Source organism: Bacillus sp. FJAT-42315 (assembly GCF_002797375.1).
In the GTDB taxonomy this organism is placed as follows: domain Bacteria; phylum Bacillota; class Bacilli; order Bacillales; family Domibacillaceae; genus Bacillus_CE.
Map to the genome: position 1 here is coordinate 1,295,181 of NZ_KZ454941.1, position 21,185 is coordinate 1,316,365.

Annotated in this window: 23 protein-coding genes; 22 read left to right on the plus strand and 1 reads right to left on the minus strand. The window is 41.0% G+C overall.

Annotated elements, in window-relative coordinates:
- The first annotated feature begins 135 nt into the window (after positions 1–135).
- The 13 genes from trxA (at position 136) to uvrC (ending at position 12,811) form a co-directional block, all read left to right on the plus strand.
- The gene (gene trxA, locus CEF22_RS06125) at positions 136–450 is read left to right on the plus strand and encodes a thioredoxin (protein ID WP_094835377.1); all 315 of its coding nucleotides are present in this window, start codon (positions 136–138) and stop codon (positions 448–450) included.
- A 159-nt stretch (positions 451–609) separates the two neighbouring features.
- On the plus strand, positions 610–1,014 hold the full coding sequence (locus tag CEF22_RS18915) for a sulfite exporter TauE/SafE family protein (protein WP_269799371.1): 405 nt from the start codon (positions 610–612) through the stop codon (positions 1,012–1,014).
- Positions 1,011–1,373 carry a sulfite exporter TauE/SafE family protein gene (locus tag CEF22_RS18920; protein WP_269799372.1) on the plus strand — a complete coding sequence of 121 codons (363 nt, stop codon included), beginning with the start codon at positions 1,011–1,013 and terminating at the stop codon, positions 1,371–1,373. Before CEF22_RS18915 ends, CEF22_RS18920 begins: the two co-directional genes overlap by 4 nt.
- Positions 1,374–1,389: 16 nt before the next feature.
- Positions 1,390–2,271 (plus strand): LysR family transcriptional regulator, encoded by an 882-nt coding sequence (locus CEF22_RS06135; RefSeq protein WP_100402158.1) that lies wholly within the window; start codon positions 1,390–1,392, stop codon positions 2,269–2,271.
- Between the two features lie 101 nt (positions 2,272–2,372).
- Complete coding sequence (locus tag CEF22_RS06140) at positions 2,373–3,572, plus strand: hypothetical protein (RefSeq protein WP_100402159.1); 1,200 nt, start codon at positions 2,373–2,375, stop codon at positions 3,570–3,572.
- Between the two features lie 106 nt (positions 3,573–3,678).
- A complete protein-coding gene (locus tag CEF22_RS06145) occupies positions 3,679–4,629 on the plus strand; it encodes an NAD-dependent epimerase/dehydratase family protein (protein WP_100402160.1) in 951 nt (316 codons plus the stop codon).
- A complete protein-coding gene (locus tag CEF22_RS06150; protein WP_100402161.1) occupies positions 4,607–5,545 on the plus strand; it encodes a lysylphosphatidylglycerol synthase transmembrane domain-containing protein in 939 nt (312 codons plus the stop codon). Before CEF22_RS06145 ends, CEF22_RS06150 begins: the two co-directional genes overlap by 23 nt.
- Positions 5,542–7,008, plus strand: a complete 1,467-nt coding sequence (locus tag CEF22_RS06155) for an alkaline phosphatase family protein (protein WP_100402162.1) — start codon at positions 5,542–5,544, stop codon at positions 7,006–7,008. Before CEF22_RS06150 ends, CEF22_RS06155 begins: the two co-directional genes overlap by 4 nt.
- A complete protein-coding gene (locus CEF22_RS06160) occupies positions 7,001–7,741 on the plus strand; it encodes a glycosyltransferase family 2 protein (RefSeq protein WP_100402163.1) in 741 nt (246 codons plus the stop codon). The genes CEF22_RS06155 and CEF22_RS06160 overlap by 8 nt, the downstream gene beginning before the upstream one ends.
- Positions 7,742–7,812: 71 nt before the next feature.
- Entirely contained in the window at positions 7,813–8,568 is a 756-nt protein-coding gene (locus CEF22_RS06165) for a hypothetical protein (protein ID WP_100402164.1), read from the plus strand.
- A 24-nt stretch (positions 8,569–8,592) separates the two neighbouring features.
- The gene (locus tag CEF22_RS06170) at positions 8,593–9,516 is read left to right on the plus strand and encodes an FTR1 family iron permease (RefSeq protein WP_100402165.1); all 924 of its coding nucleotides are present in this window, start codon (positions 8,593–8,595) and stop codon (positions 9,514–9,516) included.
- An 84-nt stretch (positions 9,517–9,600) separates the two neighbouring features.
- Positions 9,601–11,049, plus strand: a complete 1,449-nt coding sequence (locus CEF22_RS06175) for a glycosyltransferase family 39 protein (protein WP_100402166.1) — start codon at positions 9,601–9,603, stop codon at positions 11,047–11,049.
- On the plus strand, positions 11,042–12,811 hold the full coding sequence (gene uvrC / locus CEF22_RS06180) for an excinuclease ABC subunit UvrC (protein ID WP_100402167.1): 1,770 nt from the start codon (positions 11,042–11,044) through the stop codon (positions 12,809–12,811). Before CEF22_RS06175 ends, uvrC begins: the two co-directional genes overlap by 8 nt.
- A 101-nt stretch (positions 12,812–12,912) precedes the next feature.
- Here the strand turns inward: uvrC and CEF22_RS06185 are convergent, their stop codons facing one another.
- Positions 12,913–13,338 (minus strand): YslB family protein, encoded by a 426-nt coding sequence (locus CEF22_RS06185; RefSeq protein ID WP_232726073.1) that lies wholly within the window; start codon positions 13,336–13,338, stop codon positions 12,913–12,915.
- Positions 13,339–13,632: 294 nt separating this feature from the next.
- Between CEF22_RS06185 and CEF22_RS06190 the strand changes: the two genes are divergently transcribed.
- From CEF22_RS06190 to rph, 9 genes are all read left to right on the plus strand, one after another.
- Positions 13,633–14,241, plus strand: coding sequence for a succinate dehydrogenase cytochrome b558 subunit (locus tag CEF22_RS06190; protein WP_100402169.1), 609 nt, complete (start codon positions 13,633–13,635; stop codon positions 14,239–14,241).
- A 63-nt stretch (positions 14,242–14,304) separates the two neighbouring features.
- Positions 14,305–16,065, plus strand: coding sequence for a succinate dehydrogenase flavoprotein subunit (sdhA, locus tag CEF22_RS06195; RefSeq protein ID WP_100402170.1), 1,761 nt, complete (start codon positions 14,305–14,307; stop codon positions 16,063–16,065).
- A 2-nt stretch (positions 16,066–16,067) separates the two neighbouring features.
- Positions 16,068–16,835, plus strand: coding sequence for a succinate dehydrogenase iron-sulfur subunit (sdhB, locus tag CEF22_RS06200; RefSeq protein WP_100402171.1), 768 nt, complete (start codon positions 16,068–16,070; stop codon positions 16,833–16,835).
- A gap of 116 nt (positions 16,836–16,951) precedes the next feature.
- Positions 16,952–17,407, plus strand: a complete 456-nt coding sequence (locus tag CEF22_RS06205) for an acyl-CoA thioesterase (protein WP_100402172.1) — start codon at positions 16,952–16,954, stop codon at positions 17,405–17,407.
- Between the two features lie 119 nt (positions 17,408–17,526).
- Complete coding sequence (locus tag CEF22_RS06210; RefSeq protein ID WP_094835889.1) at positions 17,527–17,751, plus strand: helix-turn-helix domain-containing protein; 225 nt, start codon at positions 17,527–17,529, stop codon at positions 17,749–17,751.
- Between the two features lie 178 nt (positions 17,752–17,929).
- Complete coding sequence (locus tag CEF22_RS06215; protein ID WP_095477603.1) at positions 17,930–18,379, plus strand: MarR family winged helix-turn-helix transcriptional regulator; 450 nt, start codon at positions 17,930–17,932, stop codon at positions 18,377–18,379.
- Between the two features lie 10 nt (positions 18,380–18,389).
- Complete coding sequence (gene racE / locus CEF22_RS06220) at positions 18,390–19,187, plus strand: glutamate racemase (RefSeq protein WP_100403928.1); 798 nt, start codon at positions 18,390–18,392, stop codon at positions 19,185–19,187.
- Positions 19,188–19,287: 100 nt separating this feature from the next.
- A complete protein-coding gene (locus tag CEF22_RS06225; protein WP_100402173.1) occupies positions 19,288–20,334 on the plus strand; it encodes a GerMN domain-containing protein in 1,047 nt (348 codons plus the stop codon).
- A gap of 108 nt (positions 20,335–20,442) precedes the next feature.
- On the plus strand, positions 20,443–21,183 hold the full coding sequence (gene rph / locus CEF22_RS06230; RefSeq protein ID WP_095477607.1) for a ribonuclease PH: 741 nt from the start codon (positions 20,443–20,445) through the stop codon (positions 21,181–21,183).
- Positions 21,184–21,185: the final 2 nt, after the last annotated feature.

The following is a 21,185-nucleotide window of genomic DNA, read 5'->3' on the forward strand; positions in this document are numbered from 1 at the left end:
TAATATAGGCTAGTAGCTTTTTATGTATATAATCAAATTCGCTGGGCAAAGTAGTTTTGAAGCAAAAAAGTCGCATCGTATGATAATCGGTGATATACTATCGGTAGTATATCGTTATTTTAGGAGGTAATTTTAATGGCAATTGTAAATGCAACTGATCAATCATTCTCAACTGAAACAGAAAGCGGTCTTGTACTCGTGGACTTTTGGGCTCCTTGGTGCGGACCTTGTAAAATGATCGCTCCAGTACTTGAAGAGCTAGATGCTGAATTAAACGGCAAAGCAAAAGTTGTCAAAATCGATGTAGATGACAACCAAGAAACAGCTGGAAAGTTTGGTGTAATGAGCATCCCAACTCTTATTCTTTTCAAAGATGGTCAACCGGTTGATAAAGTGATTGGTTTCCAACCGAAAGAAGCATTAGCTGAATTAATTAATAAACATGCTTAATCACGTACATAAACGCCTTCTGTCATAGACAGAGGGCGTTTTTTTCTGAACACCCTTAATAACTTCTAGTTATACGGTATTCTTATATGAAAATTTTTTTATTGGAAAATCGTGTTATCGTTAAAGTAACGAAGTGAAGTGAAGAGAGGAGTAGAAGTGATGGGAATGGGATTGTTATTCATCGGTATAGTGTCAGGTGCTTATGGTGTAATGATCGGAGCAGGAGGAGGTTTCATTTTTGTCCCGGCGTTGTTGCTTTTGTTCCACTTGTCGCCGGCCACCGCTGCGGGGACAGGTTTAGCGGTAGTCTGTTTAAATGCCATATCAGGGGTGATTGGTTATAAAAAACAAGGGCATATTCACTATCGATTTGGCTTCATTTTAGCGGCAGGAGCGTTACCAGGTATTTTTATCGGAGCTAAATTTACGTCTAGCGTATCACCTGACATATTTAACGATGTGTTTGGAAGTACGTTAATGGTATTAGGAGGATTTCTTCTTTATCAAAATATTCGTGAGACGAGAAAAGGCCATGCTAGTCAAAATGAGGAGGTTTCTTTATGAAAAACAATCCGCTGACAATCATTATTTTAGGTTTTTTCCTTGGGATTGTTTCCTCTTTTTTAGGGATTGGCGGCGGTTTTCTGCTCGTACCGATTCTTATTTATCTCTTTCATTATTCCCCACATGAAGCAGCAGCAACTTCGATTTTTTCCCTTTGTTTATATTCAGCAGTAGGTGCAGTGTTGCAAATGGTTTATGGTAATATTGATTGGACAGCTTTACTTTGGGGAGGAGTGGGAGTCATCATTGGTGCGCAAATTGGTGTGCGCTTATCGAGCAAAGTGTCTGGCGCTATCATTTTACGGATGTTAGCCCTTTTGCTTATGGTTGTAGGGGCACAGATGCTCTTTTTCTCTTAATGATCGGAGGGATTAGGTGAATATTGAAAGCCTACGATTGTTTTGTCTTGTAGTGAAAGAAGGAAATATGACTCGAGCAGCGAAGCTTAGTTATATTTCTCAACCAGCAGTGACAAAACAAATGCGCCAGCTAGAGGATGAATATGCCGCTTTATTGTTTGATCGCACAGAAGGCGGATTGAAGCTTACGGCTGCGGGCGAGAAGCTATACCCGTTTGCTAAAGCGATTGTCGAGGACTTTAATCGGTCGAAAGAGGCGGTCAAGCAAGTAATCAAGGGAAATCAAGCCTTTATTCATGTGGGTGCTTCATACACTATTGGTGAATATTTGCTTCCAGGCTTGCTTGGTACGTTCAAAAAGCAAATGTCTGACGTCCAGTTTTCATTACATGTGGCGAATACACCAAGCGTTTTAGAGGCTTTGGCTGATGATAAAATCGACTTAGCTTTAGTGGAAGGCCTCGTTGAGCAAGACGGATTTTTAGTTGAAAAATTTGCGGACGATCTGCTCGTGCTTATTTGTGCGCCGGATCATCCGTGGGGAGCAAAAAAACGAATTTCGGTAGGCGAGCTAGCAGACGAACCAATGATTTGGCGAGAAGCTCTATCTGGTACAAGGCTGATTGTTGAGCATGCCCTCCAATCAATCGGGATGTTGGCTAAAATCACTAGTCAAATGGAAATTGGCAGTACTCAGGCGATTAAAGGAGCGGTGGAAGCGGGGCTAGGTGTCAGTATTTTATCGCGCTTAACGGTAGCGAAAGAGTTGAACGAAGGTCGCCTTTGTGAAGTGACGATCGAAGAACTAGATTTAGTAAGAGACTTATGGCTTGTACAAAAGCCAAAACGATATCCAAGAGAACATGTCGAAGCTTTTAAGCAATTTATCCAACGATAAATTGCTTTTTTATATTGACTATGAGAATCATTCTCTCTATAATGTGCTTATATTGAAAGACGTTATCAATTAATTGATGGGATGAACATGGAGGAATAAGGATGAAAAAGAGAGAGTTACAAGCGGTATTTGCTTCATTTTTAGTAGCGGGGACAGTTCTAGCTGGTTGTGGATCCACAGAAGAAGCACCGAAAGAAGAGAAAAAACAAGAAGAAACGAAACCTGCTGAGGAAGCGAAAGATCAAGAACAAGCGCCAGTTGAAACAACAGGAGCTGTAAAGGCACAAATGGAGGCACACCAAGTATTTTCCGCTGAAAAAGATAAGTTAAAAGAAGGCGGCGAAGTAGATTGGACCAATGTGGAAAAAGCTTACACAGAGCAGTTGCAAGCTGCAATTAATGAAATAAATGGAGAATACGCGCAAGGAATTGAAGCGGCGATTGAAGCGGGTAAAACAGGTGAGCTTGAGCCGATTGTTTCTATGCAACTAGTGGATAAATTAACACAGTCTTATTTCTATCAAAAGCAAAAACGTCTACAAAAAGATGCGAGTGCTGCTTTAACGGAAAATAAAGCTGATGAAGCGAAAGCGATGTTTGATGAAATGAAGCAATTAGCTGAAAACGTATTTATTCCAACAGCTGAAAAACGCGATTCATATTATGAGCTTACAGGAAAAGATAGCATTGCTGAAAATATTCGCAATGGCTTGAAAGTACAAGAGGAAGCGTTAACGGCTGGAAATGCAGATGATTTCCAAGTGTATGTGCAATTGACAGATAAATCGGTGTATAAAGTGTACTACTTAGCAGCAAATGGATATGCGGAAAAAATCGAAGCAGCTGTGGCTGAAGGAAAAGAAGACGAGTTAAAGATTATGCAAGCAGAAGGATACGGATTCCTGCAAGCAATTAAAGAATCGTTATCTGGTGGAAATGAAGAAGCTGCGAACAAACTAAATGAATTGTTCTCGCTTGATACGGATCCAAAAACAATTAAAGCAGCAGAAGTAAACAGTCTGTTTAATACGGCGATCATTGGCAAAGTAACAAATTATCATGAAAAAGTACCGGAAGCGTTAGCTGCGAACAAAGCACTAGATGCGAAAATTGAAGCGTTAGAAGGCAATATGTTCATGAATATGATCAACCTTCAATTAAAGAAACAATTAGGTGAAGAACAGTCAGCTAAACTTCATACAGCAGCAGAAAAATGGTTTGAAGCTGTTTCTAATGGAAAAACAGATGAAGCAAAGCCATTGAGTGAAGAAGTTATGTCTGGACTTAGTCAGATTAAATAAGACATTGAAGTAGAAAGCCGTTTTTTAAAAAAAGCGGCTTTTCTCGTTTTCTTTTAAGCTGTGATACAATGACGTGTGACGTTGAAATAGAAAAGAGTGAGAAAAGATGAAAATTGTAATCACAGGTGGGGCAGGGTTTATTGGAATGCACACAGCAACTCAGTTACTCAAAGAGGGACAAGAAGTGCATATCATTGATCATTTCCATCCGTATTATTCACCTGAGCGGAAGAAAAAGCATATAGAGATCGTTAATCAAGTGGGGTCAGTTTATTTTTATGAGCATAATTTACTGGATCGAGAGACAACGGTGGAGCTGATCGATCAAATACGTCCAGATGTGGTCATTCATTTGGCGGCTTTACCGGGTGTATCTTATTCATTAAAGGAGCCGTTATTATATGTCGATTATGATATTAAAATAACGATTAATGTGCTTGAAGCAGCCGGGAAAGCAGGAGTAAAGAAGGTAGTTTTCGCTTCTTCCTCTTCCGTATACGGGGAGCAGCCGAGTGTTCCATTAAAGGAAGAGATGGCTAGTGGCCGGGTGATCTCTCCGTATGCCGCGTCGAAATGGAGTGCGGAATCATTTTGTCATGTATACGCTCATCTTTACTCTTATTCCGTATCTGTCCTGCGCTTTTTTACTGTATATGGACCTTGGGGACGTCCAGATATGGCGGTGGCGAAGTTTATTAAACGAGCGATGAACGGTGAGCCGATCGAGATTTATGGCAAAGGAAGTGGCCGTGATTATACGTATGTTGATGATGTCGTCAATGGCATTCTATTAAGCTTAAACGACCCACAAAACTATGCCGTTTGGAACATTGGTGCGGGATCTCCGACTAGTATGGATCGGCTGTTAGAGCTACTAAAAAAAGAGTTTCCACAAATGAACATCCATTATGGCGATCATCGAGTCGGAGATGTGTTTTCGACATGGGCAGATATTTCGAAAGCGAAAGAGGAGCTAGGATTTCAGCCAGTTACTTCGATCGAAGAAGGAATGAAACGAACAATTGAGTGGGCGTATGAAAATAAAGTGTATTTATAAAGGAATGAAAAGGGGGATTTCTCTCCTGATCTTAGCTTTGTTTTTCTGGCTATTGTATCAATACATCGACTTATCGATGCTGACGTCTTCTTTACAAACAGTAAGGCAGCATCCGTGGTTGCTAATTGGTGGTTTAGGCATCTACGGCATATCATTTGTGATCAAAGCTATGGCATGGACATGGTATCTTCGTGGGCGAATTCGCTTTTCAACGGCATTGATCGGGATTTTATATAGTTTATTTGTGAATCATTTGCTCCCTGTGAAAGCAGGAGAGCTATTTCGGGCTTACGTATGTAAAGAGCGTGAAGACCAGGATTATTTTCTAGCGTTACAGTCGGTTGCGGTCATGAGAGGGTTTGATTTTTTCATTCTCATCGGAATCGCCTATGTTGGTCTTTATTGGCAGCCCTTTCCGACGGAGTTTTCGCTAGTGCTCGTGATCGCCTTCACTTTCATAGGAGGATTATTCATCGTTGCGGTCATTCGTTGGAAAAAAGAACTATTTCGCCGTCAATGGAATTTTTTTAAAGAGACCTTTTGGCGAGCATCGACGCTCCCTATATTTGTCCTAGTTTTGCTTAGTTGGGTCATGGAAGCAGCACTTGTTTGGACGGTGGCCTTGGCTCTTGCTCATCCAGTTCATTCTTTTGAAGCGATATGGATTAATAGCATCACAGTCGTTGGTCAAACCTTTCAGATCACACCTGGTGGGATTGCGAACTATGAAACGGTCATGTCACTCGCTTTTCGCACGATTGGTGACACGATCGAGTTTGGTATGACAGTGGCACTGATTACACATGGACTTAAATTTATTTTTTCCTTTGGAGCGGGGGCTGTCGTTTCGTTCATTCATCCGCTCTCGTTTAAAAATGTGTTGCATATGAAAAAGAAAGGAGACATTCACCGATGAAAAGTGCATCAAAATTTGAAAAGTTTGCGGCCCGCTGCTGGAATTTACTGAACGAAGGCAAGCCGTTTACGCCTATCTTTGTCATTGGTACGATGCTGATTTATCATTTTTTTGACTTAGGACAAGTGGAACATTTGAAAGCGTTAGGTTTGGGTTTTTTGCTCGTATTACCGCTTTTTGTTCTTTATTTTATTTATGATTTTCCACTCTTTTTAAGAAATTATTTATGGATGCCGTTCGTTGCTTTTTTGCTAATTGGAGGAACGGTTGATTTTTCGCTATTGGCGCTAGCGTTAGGTTTATATTTTTTCTTTACGGTCTTCTTTTGGGGGACGATTTATTATCATTTACGGATCGGCATCACGCTTTGGAACTTCACTCGTTTTTGGAAGCTTGTACTGAAAAACAGTGATTCGACAAGCGGGAATGCTCAGGAGCAACTACCGAAATTTTTGCTGTTACTGATGCTTTGGCAGCAGTTTTTCGAACAAAGTGTCGCAGGTGTAGCGATCGATTGGAACAGTATTGGCTGGTTTTATGCCGGAGTATTTCTATTTACTTTCATTCTTCACCGTTATTTATTTGATTGGAAGCCAAAGCCGTATGAACAATATGCAACGATGCCAGAAGTGGCTCCTGATCATCAAACCGATCGAGTCGTTGTGATTGTCATTGATGGCATGCGTAAAGAGCGTTTTTATGAAGCAAACACCCCTTACCTTGATTTTTTGAAGGAGAACGGGACAGAATATACGAATATGGAAACGGTCTATCCCGCTCGAACGGTCGTTTGTTTTTCTTCAATGTTTACTGGCACTTATCCATTTGAACATGGCATTCAGTCGAATATGGTGTACAAACTTGGCATCAAAACCGAAAGTATTTTTGATTCGCTTAGAAAGGTTGGCAAAAAAGGACGCCTGCTCGGTATTGCTCATTTAGTTGATTCGATGGGGGATGATGTCGAAACGGTCACAGCTGTCATGAAAAATGATGAGGCCGATCCGAACATTATGAAGCGAGCGAAAAAAATCATGAAGGAGCAAGATCCAGATTTATTTATCGTTCAAATGATTGCGACCGACCAAACCGGACATAGTCGCGGCGTGTTTTATGATGAGTACATTGAGAAAATCGAAGAAGCCGATGCATTGGTGAAGGATTTTGTTGAGTGGTTACAAGCGGAAGGGAAGATGGACAATACAACCTTGATGATTTGTGCCGATCACGGTCAAGCAGACGGCATCGGTGGACACGGACATTTAGATGAAGGAGAACGATTTGTGCCATTCTTTATGCATGGGCCAAATATTAAGCAAGGGGAGAAAGTGCAAGAAAAACGCAGTCTTGTGTCAATGGCGTCTACTCTTGCGTATATACTTGGTGCTCCGCTACCAGACCATGCCCGCGGACCAGTACTAGAAGAAGCATTTGTAGAAAAGAGGAATGAATCCATTGACTAAAAAGAAAATTGTTGTATTTTTGCCTGCTTACAACGAAGAAGAAGCGATTGCCGCTGTCATTCAAGAGGTGCCGCGGCAATTTGATCCTTCGATTGTTGTAGAGGTGTTGGTGATTAATGATGGGTCAACCGATCGGACGGTTGAAGTCGCTCAAGCAGCAGGAGCCGATCATATTGTGCATATGGAGAAAAACAGCGGACTAGGTGCCGCTGTTCGTCGTGGTTTGCAAGAATGCCTTCGTTTGCAAGCGGATATTGGTGTGATGATTGATGCGGATGGTGAATATCCTGCTAGACAAATTCCAGAGCTGATTGAGCCGATCTTACGTGGAGAAGCAGATTATACGATGGGCTCTCGATTTAAAGGAACAATTGATGGAATGAGAATTCATCGCCGTTTAGGAAACTATTGTTTTACTTTGTTGCAATCGATCTTGCTACGTCAGTGGATTTATGACGGTCAATCGGGGATGCGGGCATTTTCTAATGATGTGATGGCAGAAGCAGAAATTATTCATGATTATAACTATGCGCAAGTGGTCACATTGAATATTGTTCGCAAAGGGTTTCGAATGAAAGAAGTACCAATTGAGTATCAAGTGCGTACCACTGGGCAGTCATTTATTAAATTTAAATCGTATATGATGAATGTGTTACCAGCCATTTATAAAGAAATGAGCCGCCCAGTACAAAAAGTCGAGCGAACAAAAAAGTATATAGCTACAAAAAACTAAATATTTGTGACAAAAAAATATTGACAATAAAATTGATAATCATTATCATCAAATAGATGGGAGGCACGGAAATGAAAAAAAGTTCTCTTTTTTTAAGTTTTATATTTATATTTATACTTAATTCTTTTGCTTTTCCTCTAAATACAGCTGCCTATTCTTATGGTGATCCAAATGAAGAGAAAATGGCGGAAGCGTATAAAGAGTTAACTGTTCATCTCGATCATGATGACTGGGGAAAAGTAAAAGAAGTTTATCAAACGTATGAGAAGGATTTTAGTTTATATTTTAAGAAAACGGTACCAGATATAGAAAAGGCCATTGAGAGTAAAGATAAAGAATTGATGCGCCGTAGCTGGCAAGCAGCGATGCGCTTAAATATTGAACGGCGCCTTCATTTCGCACAAGAGCAATTTGATGATTACGGTCAAGCGAAATTGCTGTTGGCGAAAGCGCGTGGAACGTTTGCGGTTTTAGAACCAGAAATGGTTGAGCAAACAGATCAGACAACAGTTGATAGCATTTATAAAGCATTTGATGATTCTTTGAAAGCATTAGGGAATCCGGGATTGTTCGGAATCGGTGATCAACAAAATGATCCAGAGACATTTACGAAACAAACGCAATTTATTATTGATACCATCCAGCCGATTTTTCCAATTGTGTCGGAAGAACAAGATAAAAGTCACTTAACGAAAGACAACTTAGACTTTCTTGATCAAATGCAAGAGGGCGGGACATCGAGCTTTTGGTTCTGGCTATCTATCGGCCTCGTTGTTTTATTAATCGTGATGATTGTTGTGAATAAACGGAAACAAAAGAAGCAATAGGAAAAGGCGCAGGGGGAGTACAACATGGATTTTCAAGCATTTTTAATTACGCTACGTGAAGCGTTAGAAGCGATCTTAATCGTTGGTTTAATTCTTTCTTATTTAACGCGGTTAGATGCTAACCAATATAAAAAATGGATTTATGTCGGCGTATTTTTAGCGATTGTTTCCAGCTTTTTAATTGCTCTCGTGTTCCAAGTCGTGTTCACGGGGTTTGCCAGCTTCGGTTCAGAAGTTTATTTAAAAGTAGGAATTTTATTCGCTTCGGTCTTTTTATTAACGCATATGGTCATTTGGATGAAGAAGGAATCTAAAGATGTTAACGGCGATATGCAGAAAAAAATTGGTGCAGCGGTGACAGCAGGCAGTGTGTCCGCTTTAATTATTCACTCCTACTTAATCGTCGTTCGTGAAGGAGTAGAAACGGTCTTTTTCTTCGCAGCGATCAGTGGCGGAGATATTACAAAAGTATTTCAAAGTTCAGGTGCGTTAGCTGGTTTATTAATGGCTCTCGTGCTCGGCTATATGTTCTTCTCCGGTACGATGAAGTTTTCACTGAAAACATTCTTCAATGTGACAGGAATTCTGATTATGTTCATTGCCGCAGGTTTGCTCGTTCAAGGGATTGGCGTGTTGCAAGACCTTGGAAAGATGGGTTCTCTTTACACGACAGCGGAAGGAAAGCCGGCGGAAGTGTACAATATTATTCATATTATGCCAGAGCATTATCAAGATGAAATGCACTATCTTCGCGATACGGGAAATGAAACACTGATTAGTGGTCAAGTCGGATTGTTTATGGCGGCCATGTTCGGTTACAGTCATAATCCATCGCTTGAGCAAGTGCTTGGTTACTGGGGATACTTTGCTATCGTTCTGGTTATGATGCGACTTATTAGTCAAGGAAAAATCAGTAAACCGTCATTCAAGAAAAGAAAAGCTGTATAATGTTGATCTCCCTCTGCAAGACTCGCCTTTAGGCGGGTCTTTATTGTCGTTTAGGCTACTACTTTCATTTCAAAGGAGCTTTGTATGCGTACTCTTTATGTAAAGATCATGATCATTGCACTGTTAGCATTATGGGGATATATCTTTGCCTTGCCAACTGTTATTCCTTCTACGTGGGATCAAGTGGATTTTGCCCTTGGTGTCATTCGTTTTGACTTATTAACGATGCAACCTCATTTTCCAGGTTACCCCTTTTTTATACTAGCGGCTACAGTGGTGAATGCGGTCGTGAAAGATGCTGAGTTTGCGATATCGATGTGGAATAAAGCGATCTATTTGACGAGCCTTTATCCGCTTTTTAAGTTAGCGAAGCATTCCTTGCCGACTGTGCCAGCTTTTTTGACAGCTATTGTCATTCATTGCTTGCCGTTTTCTCTTATTATGATGCAACAACCAATTTCTGAACCGATGGCACTGTCTATCTTTTTCTGGTTTCTTTGGTCACTGATGCGTGCGTTTGAACGAGGAACGAGAGAGGCTGGCGTTTGGCCCATGCTATTATTAGCGATATTATTTGGGGTTCGCCTCTCCTATGTGGCTGCCTTTGTGGCTATTATTGTATACTGGATATGGTATTGGAAAAAAACAAACGATGGACGTGGGATTGTTTTTCAGCTTGTTCTATTGATCGCGGCCAATTTAGCTTGGGTGAGCGCATTAATTAGTAATGTTGGTAGCTTGAAAACATTTATTGATATTGCTTTAGGGTTTACCGATGGTCATTTTACTGAATGGGGAGGCACAGCGATTGCGAGCGATGCTTCTTTGTTTGAAAGAATCCATTATTTACTGTTCTACAATATGTTATGGAGTGGTACTTTTGTTGAACATTTTGCGTTAACACTCGTCTTAGGAGGGACATTGCTAGCTGCTTTCTTCAATAAAAATAAAGAGAAAAGTGATATCGTTTGGTTCAGTTGGTTTGCCGTATTCCTTTCTTATTTTCTTTGGGTGCTCTTTGCTCAAAATATCGATAAACCGCGGCATAGTTTGCCCTTAATCTCATTATTGCCACTCTTACTTTTAACGAAAGTAAGCTGGAAAAGATGGTTCACGGTTGCTGTTGCGATCACTATTGTTGTTGAAGTGACGATCGCGATACCGTTGTTGAAAGAGCAGGCAAACGATTCGTTAGCTGTCATTCAAGCTACGAATTATTTAGAAGAAGTACAGGAACCATTTATTGTGTATACTTGGGAGGAAACGAGGGTATTTGAATATCGCCAAGTTTCTTTTCCTCATAAGCGGCTGTTTAGCTACGATCACTTTATCGCAGATGCTTCATTACAAAGAAATCGCCACATTTATTTGACAGATAAAGTTGTGCATGGCTTTGAACAGCAAACCGGCCAATCATTAACGAATCAACTGACGAAAAAAGCTGAATTTACATCAAATCATTTGTTTGATCCTGTGTATGATCAAGTGATTCTTTATGAGTGGACGCCATCTGGAGGTGGAAAAAATGAATGATATTATTAAACATAAATTAGCGTTGCTTCCGGATCAGCCGGGCTGTTATTTAATGAAGGACCGGTATGGAACGGTCATTTATGTCGGGAAGGCAAAGGTGTTGAAAAATCGTGTGCGCTCTTATTTTACCGGCTCTCATGATGGCAAAACGCAGCGTCTCGTCAATGAAATTGAAGACTTTGAGTACATTATGACTTCTTCTAATTTAGAAGCATTAATTTTAGAACTGAACTTAATTAAAAAGCATGATCCAAAATATAATATTATGTTAAAGGATGACAAAAGCTATCCATTCATTAAAGTAACGGCTGAACGTCATCCACGACTACTCATCACTCGAAAAGTACAAAAGGATAAAGGGAAATATTTCGGCCCTTACCCGAATGCACAGGCAGCTAATGAGACGAAAAAATTATTAGACCGATTGTATCCTTTAAGAAAGTGTACGAACTTGCCTGATCGAGTTTGCCTTTATTATCATATGGGGCAATGCTTAGCTCCTTGTGTGAAAGAAGTGACGGAGGAAGACTATCGACATATTACCCAGGAAATAAGTCGATTTCTACAGGGCGGGCATCAGCAAGTGAAAGAGCAATTAACAGCAAAAATGCACGAAGCAGCGGAAAAGCTGGAGTTTGAGCGAGCGAAGGAATATCGAGATCAAATCTCCCATATCGATGCATTAATGGAAAAACAAAAGATCAACACGACCGATTTAATGGATCGTGATGTGTTCGGCTATGCGGTTGATAAAGGCTGGATGTGTGTGCAAGTCTTTTTTGTCCGTCAAGGAAAGCTAATTGAACGTGACGTCTCTTTATTTCCGTTTTACGATGAGCCGGAAGAAGAGTTTTTAACGTATCTAAACCAATTTTATGACCAGCCGAACCACTTTAAGCCGAAGGAAATATTGTTGCCAGAGGAAATCGATGCGACTTTAGCAGAACAATTGATTGAAGTGAAGATGTTGAAGCCGCAAAAAGGTCAAAAGAAAGAGCTCGTCAAGTTAGCAGAGAAAAATGCAGCCGTTGCGTTGCAAGAAAAATTTGCTTTAATTGAACGAGACGAGGAGCGAACGATTAAAGCGGTGGAACGACTCGGTGAAGCGATGAATATTCACCTTCCTCTTCGCATTGAGGCTTTCGATAATTCTAATATTCAAGGGACAGATCCAGTTTCCGCGATGATCGTCTTTATCGATGGGAAACCGATGAAGAAGGAATATCGTAAATTTAAGATTAAAACGGTGGAAGGACCAGATGATTACGGATCCATGCGTGAAGTGATTCGTCGTCGTTACACTCGGGTGTTAAAAGAAGGTCTCCCATTACCAGATTTAGTGGTGATTGATGGAGGAAAAGGGCAGGTTGAAGCGGCAAGAGAGGTTCTAGTACATGAATTGAACCTAGATGTTCCAGTCGCTGGGCTTGCGAAAGATGATAAGCATCGTACTTCTCAGTTGTTATATGGTGACCCGCTTGAAGTCGTCCCGCTTCAACATAATAGTCAGGAATTTTATTTATTGCAGCGGATTCAAGATGAAGTGCACCGTTTTGCAATTACGTTTCATCGTGAGCTACGTGGGAAGAGTGCTTTTCAATCGATTTTAGATGACATTGATGGTGTTGGACCAAAAAGAAAGAAAATGCTATTGAAAGCCTTTGGTTCTGTAAAAAAATTGAAGACAGCTACGAAGGAAGAGATTGTAGCGATTGGCATTCCGGAGCGGACAGCAGAAGTAATAATTGAAAAATTAAAATAGATGACAGTTATTATGGGCAGCGGGGAGCAATGCCCCGCTGCCTATCTTATAGCGTGAAAAACGAAGAAATATGTATAGCAGTCCGATGTAATACTCTCTATCTACTCCCACTTCACGGTCACTTGAACTGTTTGAGCGCGCTTTTGAACTTCACATATTGACTCGGCGATCGTTTGTGCTTGTAAGCTAATTTGTTCAGCTAAAAATCCACTTTCTAATGTGAAGGAAGGTTCGGTTTGAACAGAAAACCTTCGATCAATAAAGGGACCGCTCAAAACGAATATTTTTGCGTTTTTTGATTCTTTTAGTAGTGTAAGCTCGCCCCAGCCCGCTTCGATGAAAAAAGAGGCGAGGTCATCAAAGGTAGCACAAGGAAACTTGCGAGCAATCGATTTTCCAGCCCAGTAAAGGATGTCTGCTGTTTCTTTCCCTAATACATCTGTAAGCAAAACGTCTCTAATAATTTCATAACCGAAGACAGGGACGGAAAGAGCGTCTGTTTCTTGTTTATCAGTTTGGTTTGTCAATTTTAATCCCCACTTTCTGCTATTCATTATATACAACTTGATCGCTAGAAAAAAGGTGGAACGTTCATCTTTCCAATTGTTCTTTCGACATAATGCTACAATAGTGAAAAAAAGAGGAAAAAAGCATGTTTCATAACTTGTAGTTTTTTCAGAATATAAAAAGATGTATACGCATTCTTGACGCTCTGTGACGTTGGGAGTAAAATGGTGTTGTCACATAATTGTTATAATAGGAGGCTATGCAGAATAGTAGAAATATTTTGCCGGACGCTTCAAAATTAAGGGGGGTAAATCGTGGCTGACAATCGAGAGTTTTTTTATCGCAGGTTGCATTCATTACTTGGTGTTATTCCTGTAGGACTGTTTTTAGTACAACACTTAGTAATCAACCATTTTGCAACGAAGGGTGAGGAAGCGTTTAACAATGCGGCTCACTTCATGGAGCAGTTACCGTTTCGCTATTTCTTGGAAGTATTCATCATTTTTCTACCGTTATTATTCCATGCTATTTATGGCTTGTACATTGCCTTTACAGCAAAGAACAATGCGGGTAGATATTCATTCTTCCGAAATCAAATGTTCTTCCTACAACGTGTATCAGGTGTAGTGACACTTGTGTTTGTTGCGTGGCATGTATGGGAGACAAGAATTCAAGCGGCATTAGGCGCTGATGTGAATTATCAAATGATGGAAAGTATTTTATCTAATCCATTTATGCTTGGTTTCTACATAGTTGGAGTTGTGTCTACTATATTCCATTTTGCTAATGGTTTATGGTCATTTTGTGTAAGTTGGGGAATCACAATTTCTCCACGCTCTCAGCAAATTATGACTTACGTTACAATGGGTGTATTTGTTGCGCTTTCTGTTGTAGGTATTCGTGCAATTTTAGCTTTCGTTTAATTTAGATTATGATCTATTTAAAGATACTTAGTTCGGAATTTGGAGAAAAGGGAGTGAGTCTCAATGGGTAAAGGAAAAGTTATCGTAGTCGGCGGCGGATTAGCCGGTTTAATGGCTACAATTAAAGCAGCAGAAGAAGGAACGCAAGTCGATCTATTCTCATTAGTTCCAGTAAAGCGTTCTCACTCTGTTTGTGCGCAAGGCGGTATTAACGGTGCTGTTAATACGAAAGGTGAAGGAGATTCACCTTATGTTCACTTTGATGATACGATCTATGGAGGAGACTTTCTTGCTAACCAACCACCGGTAGAAGCAATGACAAAAGCAGCTCCAGGAATCATTCACTTATTGGATCGTATGGGAGTTATGTTCAACCGTACGCCGGAAGGACTTCTTGATTTCCGCCGTTTCGGAGGTACACAACATCACCGTACAGCGTTTGCGGGTGCGACAACTGGTCAACAGCTTTTATATGCATTGGATGAGCAAGTTCGTCGTCATGAAGTAGCTGGTCTTGTGACGAAGTACGAAGGATGGGAATTCCTTGGTGCAGTCGTTGACGATGAAGGAATTTGTCGTGGAATCGTTGGACAAAACTTAACGGATATGAGCATTCAAACGTTCCCTGGTGATGCCGTTATTATGGCGACAGGTGGCCCTGGTATCATTTTCGGAAAATCAACGAACTCGGTTATTAACACAGGTTCTGCCGCTTCTATCGTTTATCAACAAGGTGTTAACTATGCGAATGGAGAATTTATCCAAATTCACCCGACAGCAATTCCGGGGGATGATAAGCTTCGTCTAATGAGTGAGTCTGCTCGTGGAGAAGGTGGACGTGTTTGGACATACAAAGACGGTAAGCCTTGGTACTTCCTTGAAGAAAAATATCCGGCTTACGGAAACCTTGTACCGCGTGATATTGCGACACGTGAAATTTTTGATGTGTGTGTGAATCAAAAATTAGGTATCAACGGTGAAAACATGGTGTATTTGGATCTATCTCATAAAGATCCACATGAACTAGACATCAAACTTGGTGGAATCATTGAAATCTATGAGAAATTCATGGGTGACGATCCACGTAAAGTGCCAATGAAAATTTTCCCAGCCGTTCACTACTCTATGGGTGGATTATGGGTGGATTATGAGCAACAAACAAATATTCCTGGTTTATTTGCGGCCGGTGAATGTGATTATTCACAGCATGGTGCGAACCGCTTAGGTGCCAACTCTCTACTTTCTGCTATTTATGGCGGTATGGTAGCTGGACCGAATGCTGTTAAATACATTAATGGTCTTGAGAAAACATCTGACGCTATTTCTTCTTCTATTTTCGATCGCTATGCGAAGCAAGAAGAAGCGAAATGGAACGAAATCATGTCTCTTGATGGAAAAGAAAACGCTTATATCCTTCATAAAGAGCTTGGTGAGTGGATGACAGCGAACGTAACGGTTGTTCGTCACAACGACAAGCTGAAGCAAACAGATGATAAGATTGTTGAGTTAATGGAACGTTGGAAAAACATCAACATTAACGATACAGCGAAATGGAGCAATCAAGGAGCTGCTTTCACTCGTCAGTTGAAAAACATGCTTCACCTTGCTCGCGTCATCACAATTGGTGCTTTAAATCGTGACGAAAGCCGTGGAGCGCATTACAAGCCTGACTTCCCGGATCGTAATGATGAAGACTTCTTGAAAACAACAATGGCAACATTTAAAGGTGATAATGAAGCACCTGCATTCCATTACGAAGATGTGGATATTTCATTAATCCCTCCTCGTAAGCGCGACTACACTAAGAAGAAGGAGGAGAAATAAAGATGAGTGAGAACAAGTCCGTTCGTTTTATCATTACTCGTCAAGACGCGGTGGATTCTGCTCCGTACGATGAAGAGTTCGAAATTCCATATCGCCCGAATATGAACGTTATTTCGGCGTTAATGGAAATTCGTCGAAATCCAGTCAATGCAAAAGGTCAACAATCAACGCCGATTGCTTGGGATATGAACTGTCTTGAAGAAGTGTGTGGTGCATGTTCCATGGTCGTTAACGGCAAGCCGAGACAATCATGTACAGCACTAGTCGATCAATTAGAGCAGCCAATTCGCTTAGCTCCAATGAGTACATTCCCAGTTGTCCGTGACTTACAAGTTGATCGTAGTCGCATGTTTGACTCTTTGAAAAAGGTAAAAGCATGGATTCCGATCGATGGAACGTACGACCTTGGCGCTGGTCCGCGTATGCCGGAAAGAAAACGTCAATGGGCTTACGAATTATCTAAATGTATGACTTGTGGTGTTTGTTTAGAAGCTTGTCCGAACGTAAATAGCAAATCAAACTTTATCGGTCCTCAACCGTTATCGCAAGTTCGCTTATTTAACGCACATCCAACAGGTGCAATGAATAAAGATGAACGTTTGCAAGCGATTATGGGAGATGGTGGTCTTGCAAACTGCGGGAACTCTCAAAACTGTGTGCAATCTTGTCCGAAGGGAATTCCTTTGACAACATCCATTGCTGCGTTGAACCGCGACGCAACAGTTCAAGCATTCCGCAACTTCTTCGGAAGCGATCATCAAGTAGATTAATATGTAATAAGAATGTTTTTTCAAAAGCTTGCCTCCTACGAATGTACATGATCTAGATACTAGATACTGTTTCGTAGGAGGCAGCTTTTTTTTACAAACAAAGGGGGAGATGGGAAATGAAAAAGATTGCATATATCGAGGACTGGAGTCAATGGGAACATGATTTTCGCTTTTTTCATCCTGTAAGCGTTCGCTTTTCGGAAACCGATATGTTTGGTCATTTAAACAACACGGTTCCATTCGTTTATTTTGAAGAAGCGCGCATTGAATTTTTCAAGGAAATCGGATTAATGGAGGACTGGGTGAAAGAAGATAGCCGTACGATCATCGTCGTTGCAGACTTACAATGTGATTTCATTCAGCAAGTCTTCTTTGGAGAAAAGCTGAAAATTTTCGTGAAAGCGGCGACGATCGGTCAATCTTCCGCCGATCTTCATTATAAAGGGGTCAATCAGAACGGAAATATCTGTTTTGTTGGGAGAGGAAGAGTCGTTCAAATTTCTAAAGAAACGCACAAACCATCGCTATTAACAGAAGATATGAAAGAAAAGCTTACACAAATTTCAAAGTAGGCTCCTATTAAAATATTTTTACTCTTAAATGTCAAATCTTCACCTTTTAACATATGATACCGTAACGGCCGTACTATCTGTGTTGAGAAGCTGGCGGAGGCGAGGAGGGTAAATGTCAAGTGAGGGAGCACCGCTTTGTTCGAAAACCACTTTTAACGAAAAGAGAAAAAGAAGTGTTTACGTTACTAGTTCAGGATAAAACAACGAAAGAAATCGCGGAAGAATTATTTATTAGCGAAAAAACTGTTAGAAACCATATCTCTAATTCCATTCAAAAGCTAGGCGTTAAAGGCCGTTCACAGGCAATTATTGAATTATTGCGCATGGGTGAACTGAAGCTTTAAGAAGAAAGATGGCGTTGAACGTTGACGCCATCTTTTTTTCGTTTATCCTTCATTAGCGGGAGCTGATTGAAGCTTCACTTTATAAGAGAAGTCGGGCAACTCTTGCATTTTTTCAAAAAAAAAGAGAAAATATAGGAATATACGTTAAATGCAAAAGAGATTGAGGAGTGCAAAAGGAATGACAGAAGAGCTAGACTGTTCATCTGAATTTGTTGCGGAAATTGAAAAGGAATTACGCTATATAAATGTGATCATTAAGCAAAAAGGTCGCGAAATTTTGAGTGATTACCATATTACGCCCCCGCAGTTTATTGCGTTACAATGGCTGTTTGAGGAAGGGGATATGACGATTGGTGATCTATCAACGAAAATGTACTTAGCTTGTAGCACGACAACTGATTTGATTGATCGCATGGAGAAAACAAAGCTAGTTGAGCGTGTAAGAGATGTGCATGATCGACGAATTGTTCGCATCCATCTGTTGAGTGAAGGGTCGCGAATTATTAATGAAGTGATTGCGAAGCGTCAGCTGTATGTAAAACAAATATTAATGGATTTCACGAAGGAAGAAGTGGAATCGCTTAAACGAAACTTACAAAAAATGCATCAAGAAATGAAGGAAGAATGAGGCGAATGTGTTGAATAGACCAATTGGAGTCATGGATTCGGGCGTCGGTGGGTTGACCGTAGTGAAAGAAATGATGCGCCAGCTCCCGAATGAAACCATTTATTATACTGGAGATACGGCTCGCTGTCCGTACGGTCCACGGCCGGCTGAGGAAGTGAAAGCTTTCACATGGGAAATGACCCGTTTTTTACTGGAAAAAGATATTAAAATGCTCGTCATTGCCTGTAATACAGCCACAGCAGTTGTGCTAGAGGAAATACAAGAGGAGCTCGATATTCCGGTCGTTGGCGTCATACGTCCTGGAGCAAGGTCGGCTATTAAGCACACGAAAAATGATCAGATTGCTGTGCTCGGGACGATTGGAACAGTCAAAAGTGGTGCGTATGAACATGCATTGAAGGCGATTAACGACCATGTTGAAGTCACCTCCATTGCCTGCCCTAAATTTGTGCCACTCGTGGAAAGTGGTGAGCATAAAAGTGCAATGGCGAAAAAAATAGTGGCTGAAACATTAAAGCCTTTAAAGCATACGTCCATTGATACAGTCATATTAGGATGTACACATTATCCGTTACTAGAAACAGTGATTTCTAACACGCTTGGCGATCAGGTGCAGATTATTAGTTCAGGAGAAGAAACGGCTCGTGAAGTGAGTGCAATTCTTGATTATCAACAAATCCAATCGAAGGTGAAGGGCTCTCCACATCGTTTTTTTACGACGGGTTCTAAAGAGCTGTTTTATCGAATTGCTTCGGATTGGCTACAAAATAAACAAATACAAGTTGAAACGATCCGCTTAGGTAGCTAAGTGGGTCGTTTTTTTACTAGAATAGAAGATTTTATTTGACCGGTTCTAACTTGATGAATGGCTCGTATATTTAGTACAAACAGCTTTAGGAGGGGTCAGTATGCTCAATAAGAAAACGACAGCTGTAGTCGCTATCTTGATTGCTTCGGTTTATGCTACTGGGTGTGGTTTACTATCTGGGGAGAAAAAAGAAAAAATTGATCCGCCGCAATCAGTAACGTATACCGATAATTTGAAAGGTGAGGAACAGCCACTGACGAAGCAAGATAAAAATATGGTGATGACGGAACTTTATTTAATTGATAAAAATGGTTACGTCGTTTCACAGACGATGCCCCTTTCCAATACAAAAAGTTTGGCCAAGCAGGCGCTAGAGCACCTAGTAGCGGAAGGACCAATTTCTAATATGCTGCCGAATGATTTTCGTCCCGTTTTACCGGCAGGCACTCAAGTGCAGAGTGTAGATGTTCAAAAGGGAGTAGCGACTGTTGATTTCTCACCTGAATTTAAAGAGTATGCAAAAGAAGATGAGGCTCGGATTGTACAAGCGGTGACATGGACATTGACTCAATTTGATTCGATTAGTCGAGTGAAAATGAGAATTAACGGCCATGAACTGAAGGAAATGCCGGTTGCCAATATGCCGTTACATGCGAAAGGAATGACTCGGAAGTCGGGGATTAATTTTGATACGTCTAATGTGGTAGACGTAGCCAATACAAGACCAGTGACGGTATATTTTATGGCACAACAGGGAGATAACTATTATTATGTACCTGTCACTAGGCGGATTGCCAATAGTGAAGAGGATCAAATTACAGCCGTGATAAAAGAGCTGACGAAAGGGCCAAAAGTTGGTTCAGGGCTAGTCACTGAATTTATCCCACAGGCCGAGCTACTTGAACGCCCGATTGTAAAGGATGGGAGAGTGACATTGAACTTTAATGAAGCCATTCTTGGTAGCATGGAAAATAAAATGGTGTCTGACCACATATTAAAACTGTTAGCCTTGTCGTTAACTGAAGACGGTACAATTGAAAGCTTAGCGATCCAAGTAGCAGGAAGCTCGGAAATCATTACTGAAAAAGGGGAGCCTCTGAGCAGTTCGGTGACAAGACCAGAATTTATTAACCCGATTGGCTTGTGAACAACGAAATTTACGCTATTATATAGTAGTAGCGAATGAAGGAGCAGCATCCTTGCTTGCACGGAATCGGACAAGTGAGGATGCCTGTTCAATTAAAGGAGGAACCCCATGAGAGTTGACGGTAGAAATCATAATGAATTGCGTAAAGTACATATAGAAAAAGATTTTTTAAAGCATCCGGAAGGCTCTGTGCTTATTACAGTAGGAGACACACGAGTCATTTGTACAGCGAGTATAGAAGATAGAGTGCCGCCGTTTATGCGAGGAAGCGGAAAGGGATGGATTTCTGCTGAGTATTCGATGTTACCAAGAGCAACGGAGCAGCGTAATATTCGTGAATCGTCCAAAGGAAAAGTATCTGGACGAACGATGGAAATTCAACGTTTAATTGGTCGGGCGTTGCGAGCGGTGGTGGACCTTGAAGCGATTGGTGAACGTACAGTTTGGGTTGATTGTGATGTGATTCAAGCGGATGGCGGCACGCGGACAGCATCGATTACAGGTGCCTTTGTGGCGATGGCGATCGCTTTAGACCGTTTACAAAGAGAAAAAGAATTGCCGACTTTCCCGGTGACGAGCTTTTTGGCAGCGACAAGTGTTGGGGTCGTCAAAGATCATGGAGTCGTGTTAGACTTAAATTATATTGAGGATAGCCAAGCAGAAGTCGATATGAATGTCGTAATGACAGGAGCTGGCGAATTTGTTGAACTTCAAGGAACCGGAGAAGAAGCGACGTTTTCGATGAAGGATTTGCAAAGTTTGCTAGAGTCTGCTCAAATGGGTCTGAAGGAGCTGTTTGACATTCAAGCGTCTGTTCTTGGTGAGATTGCCGACAAAATCAGTAAGTAAAA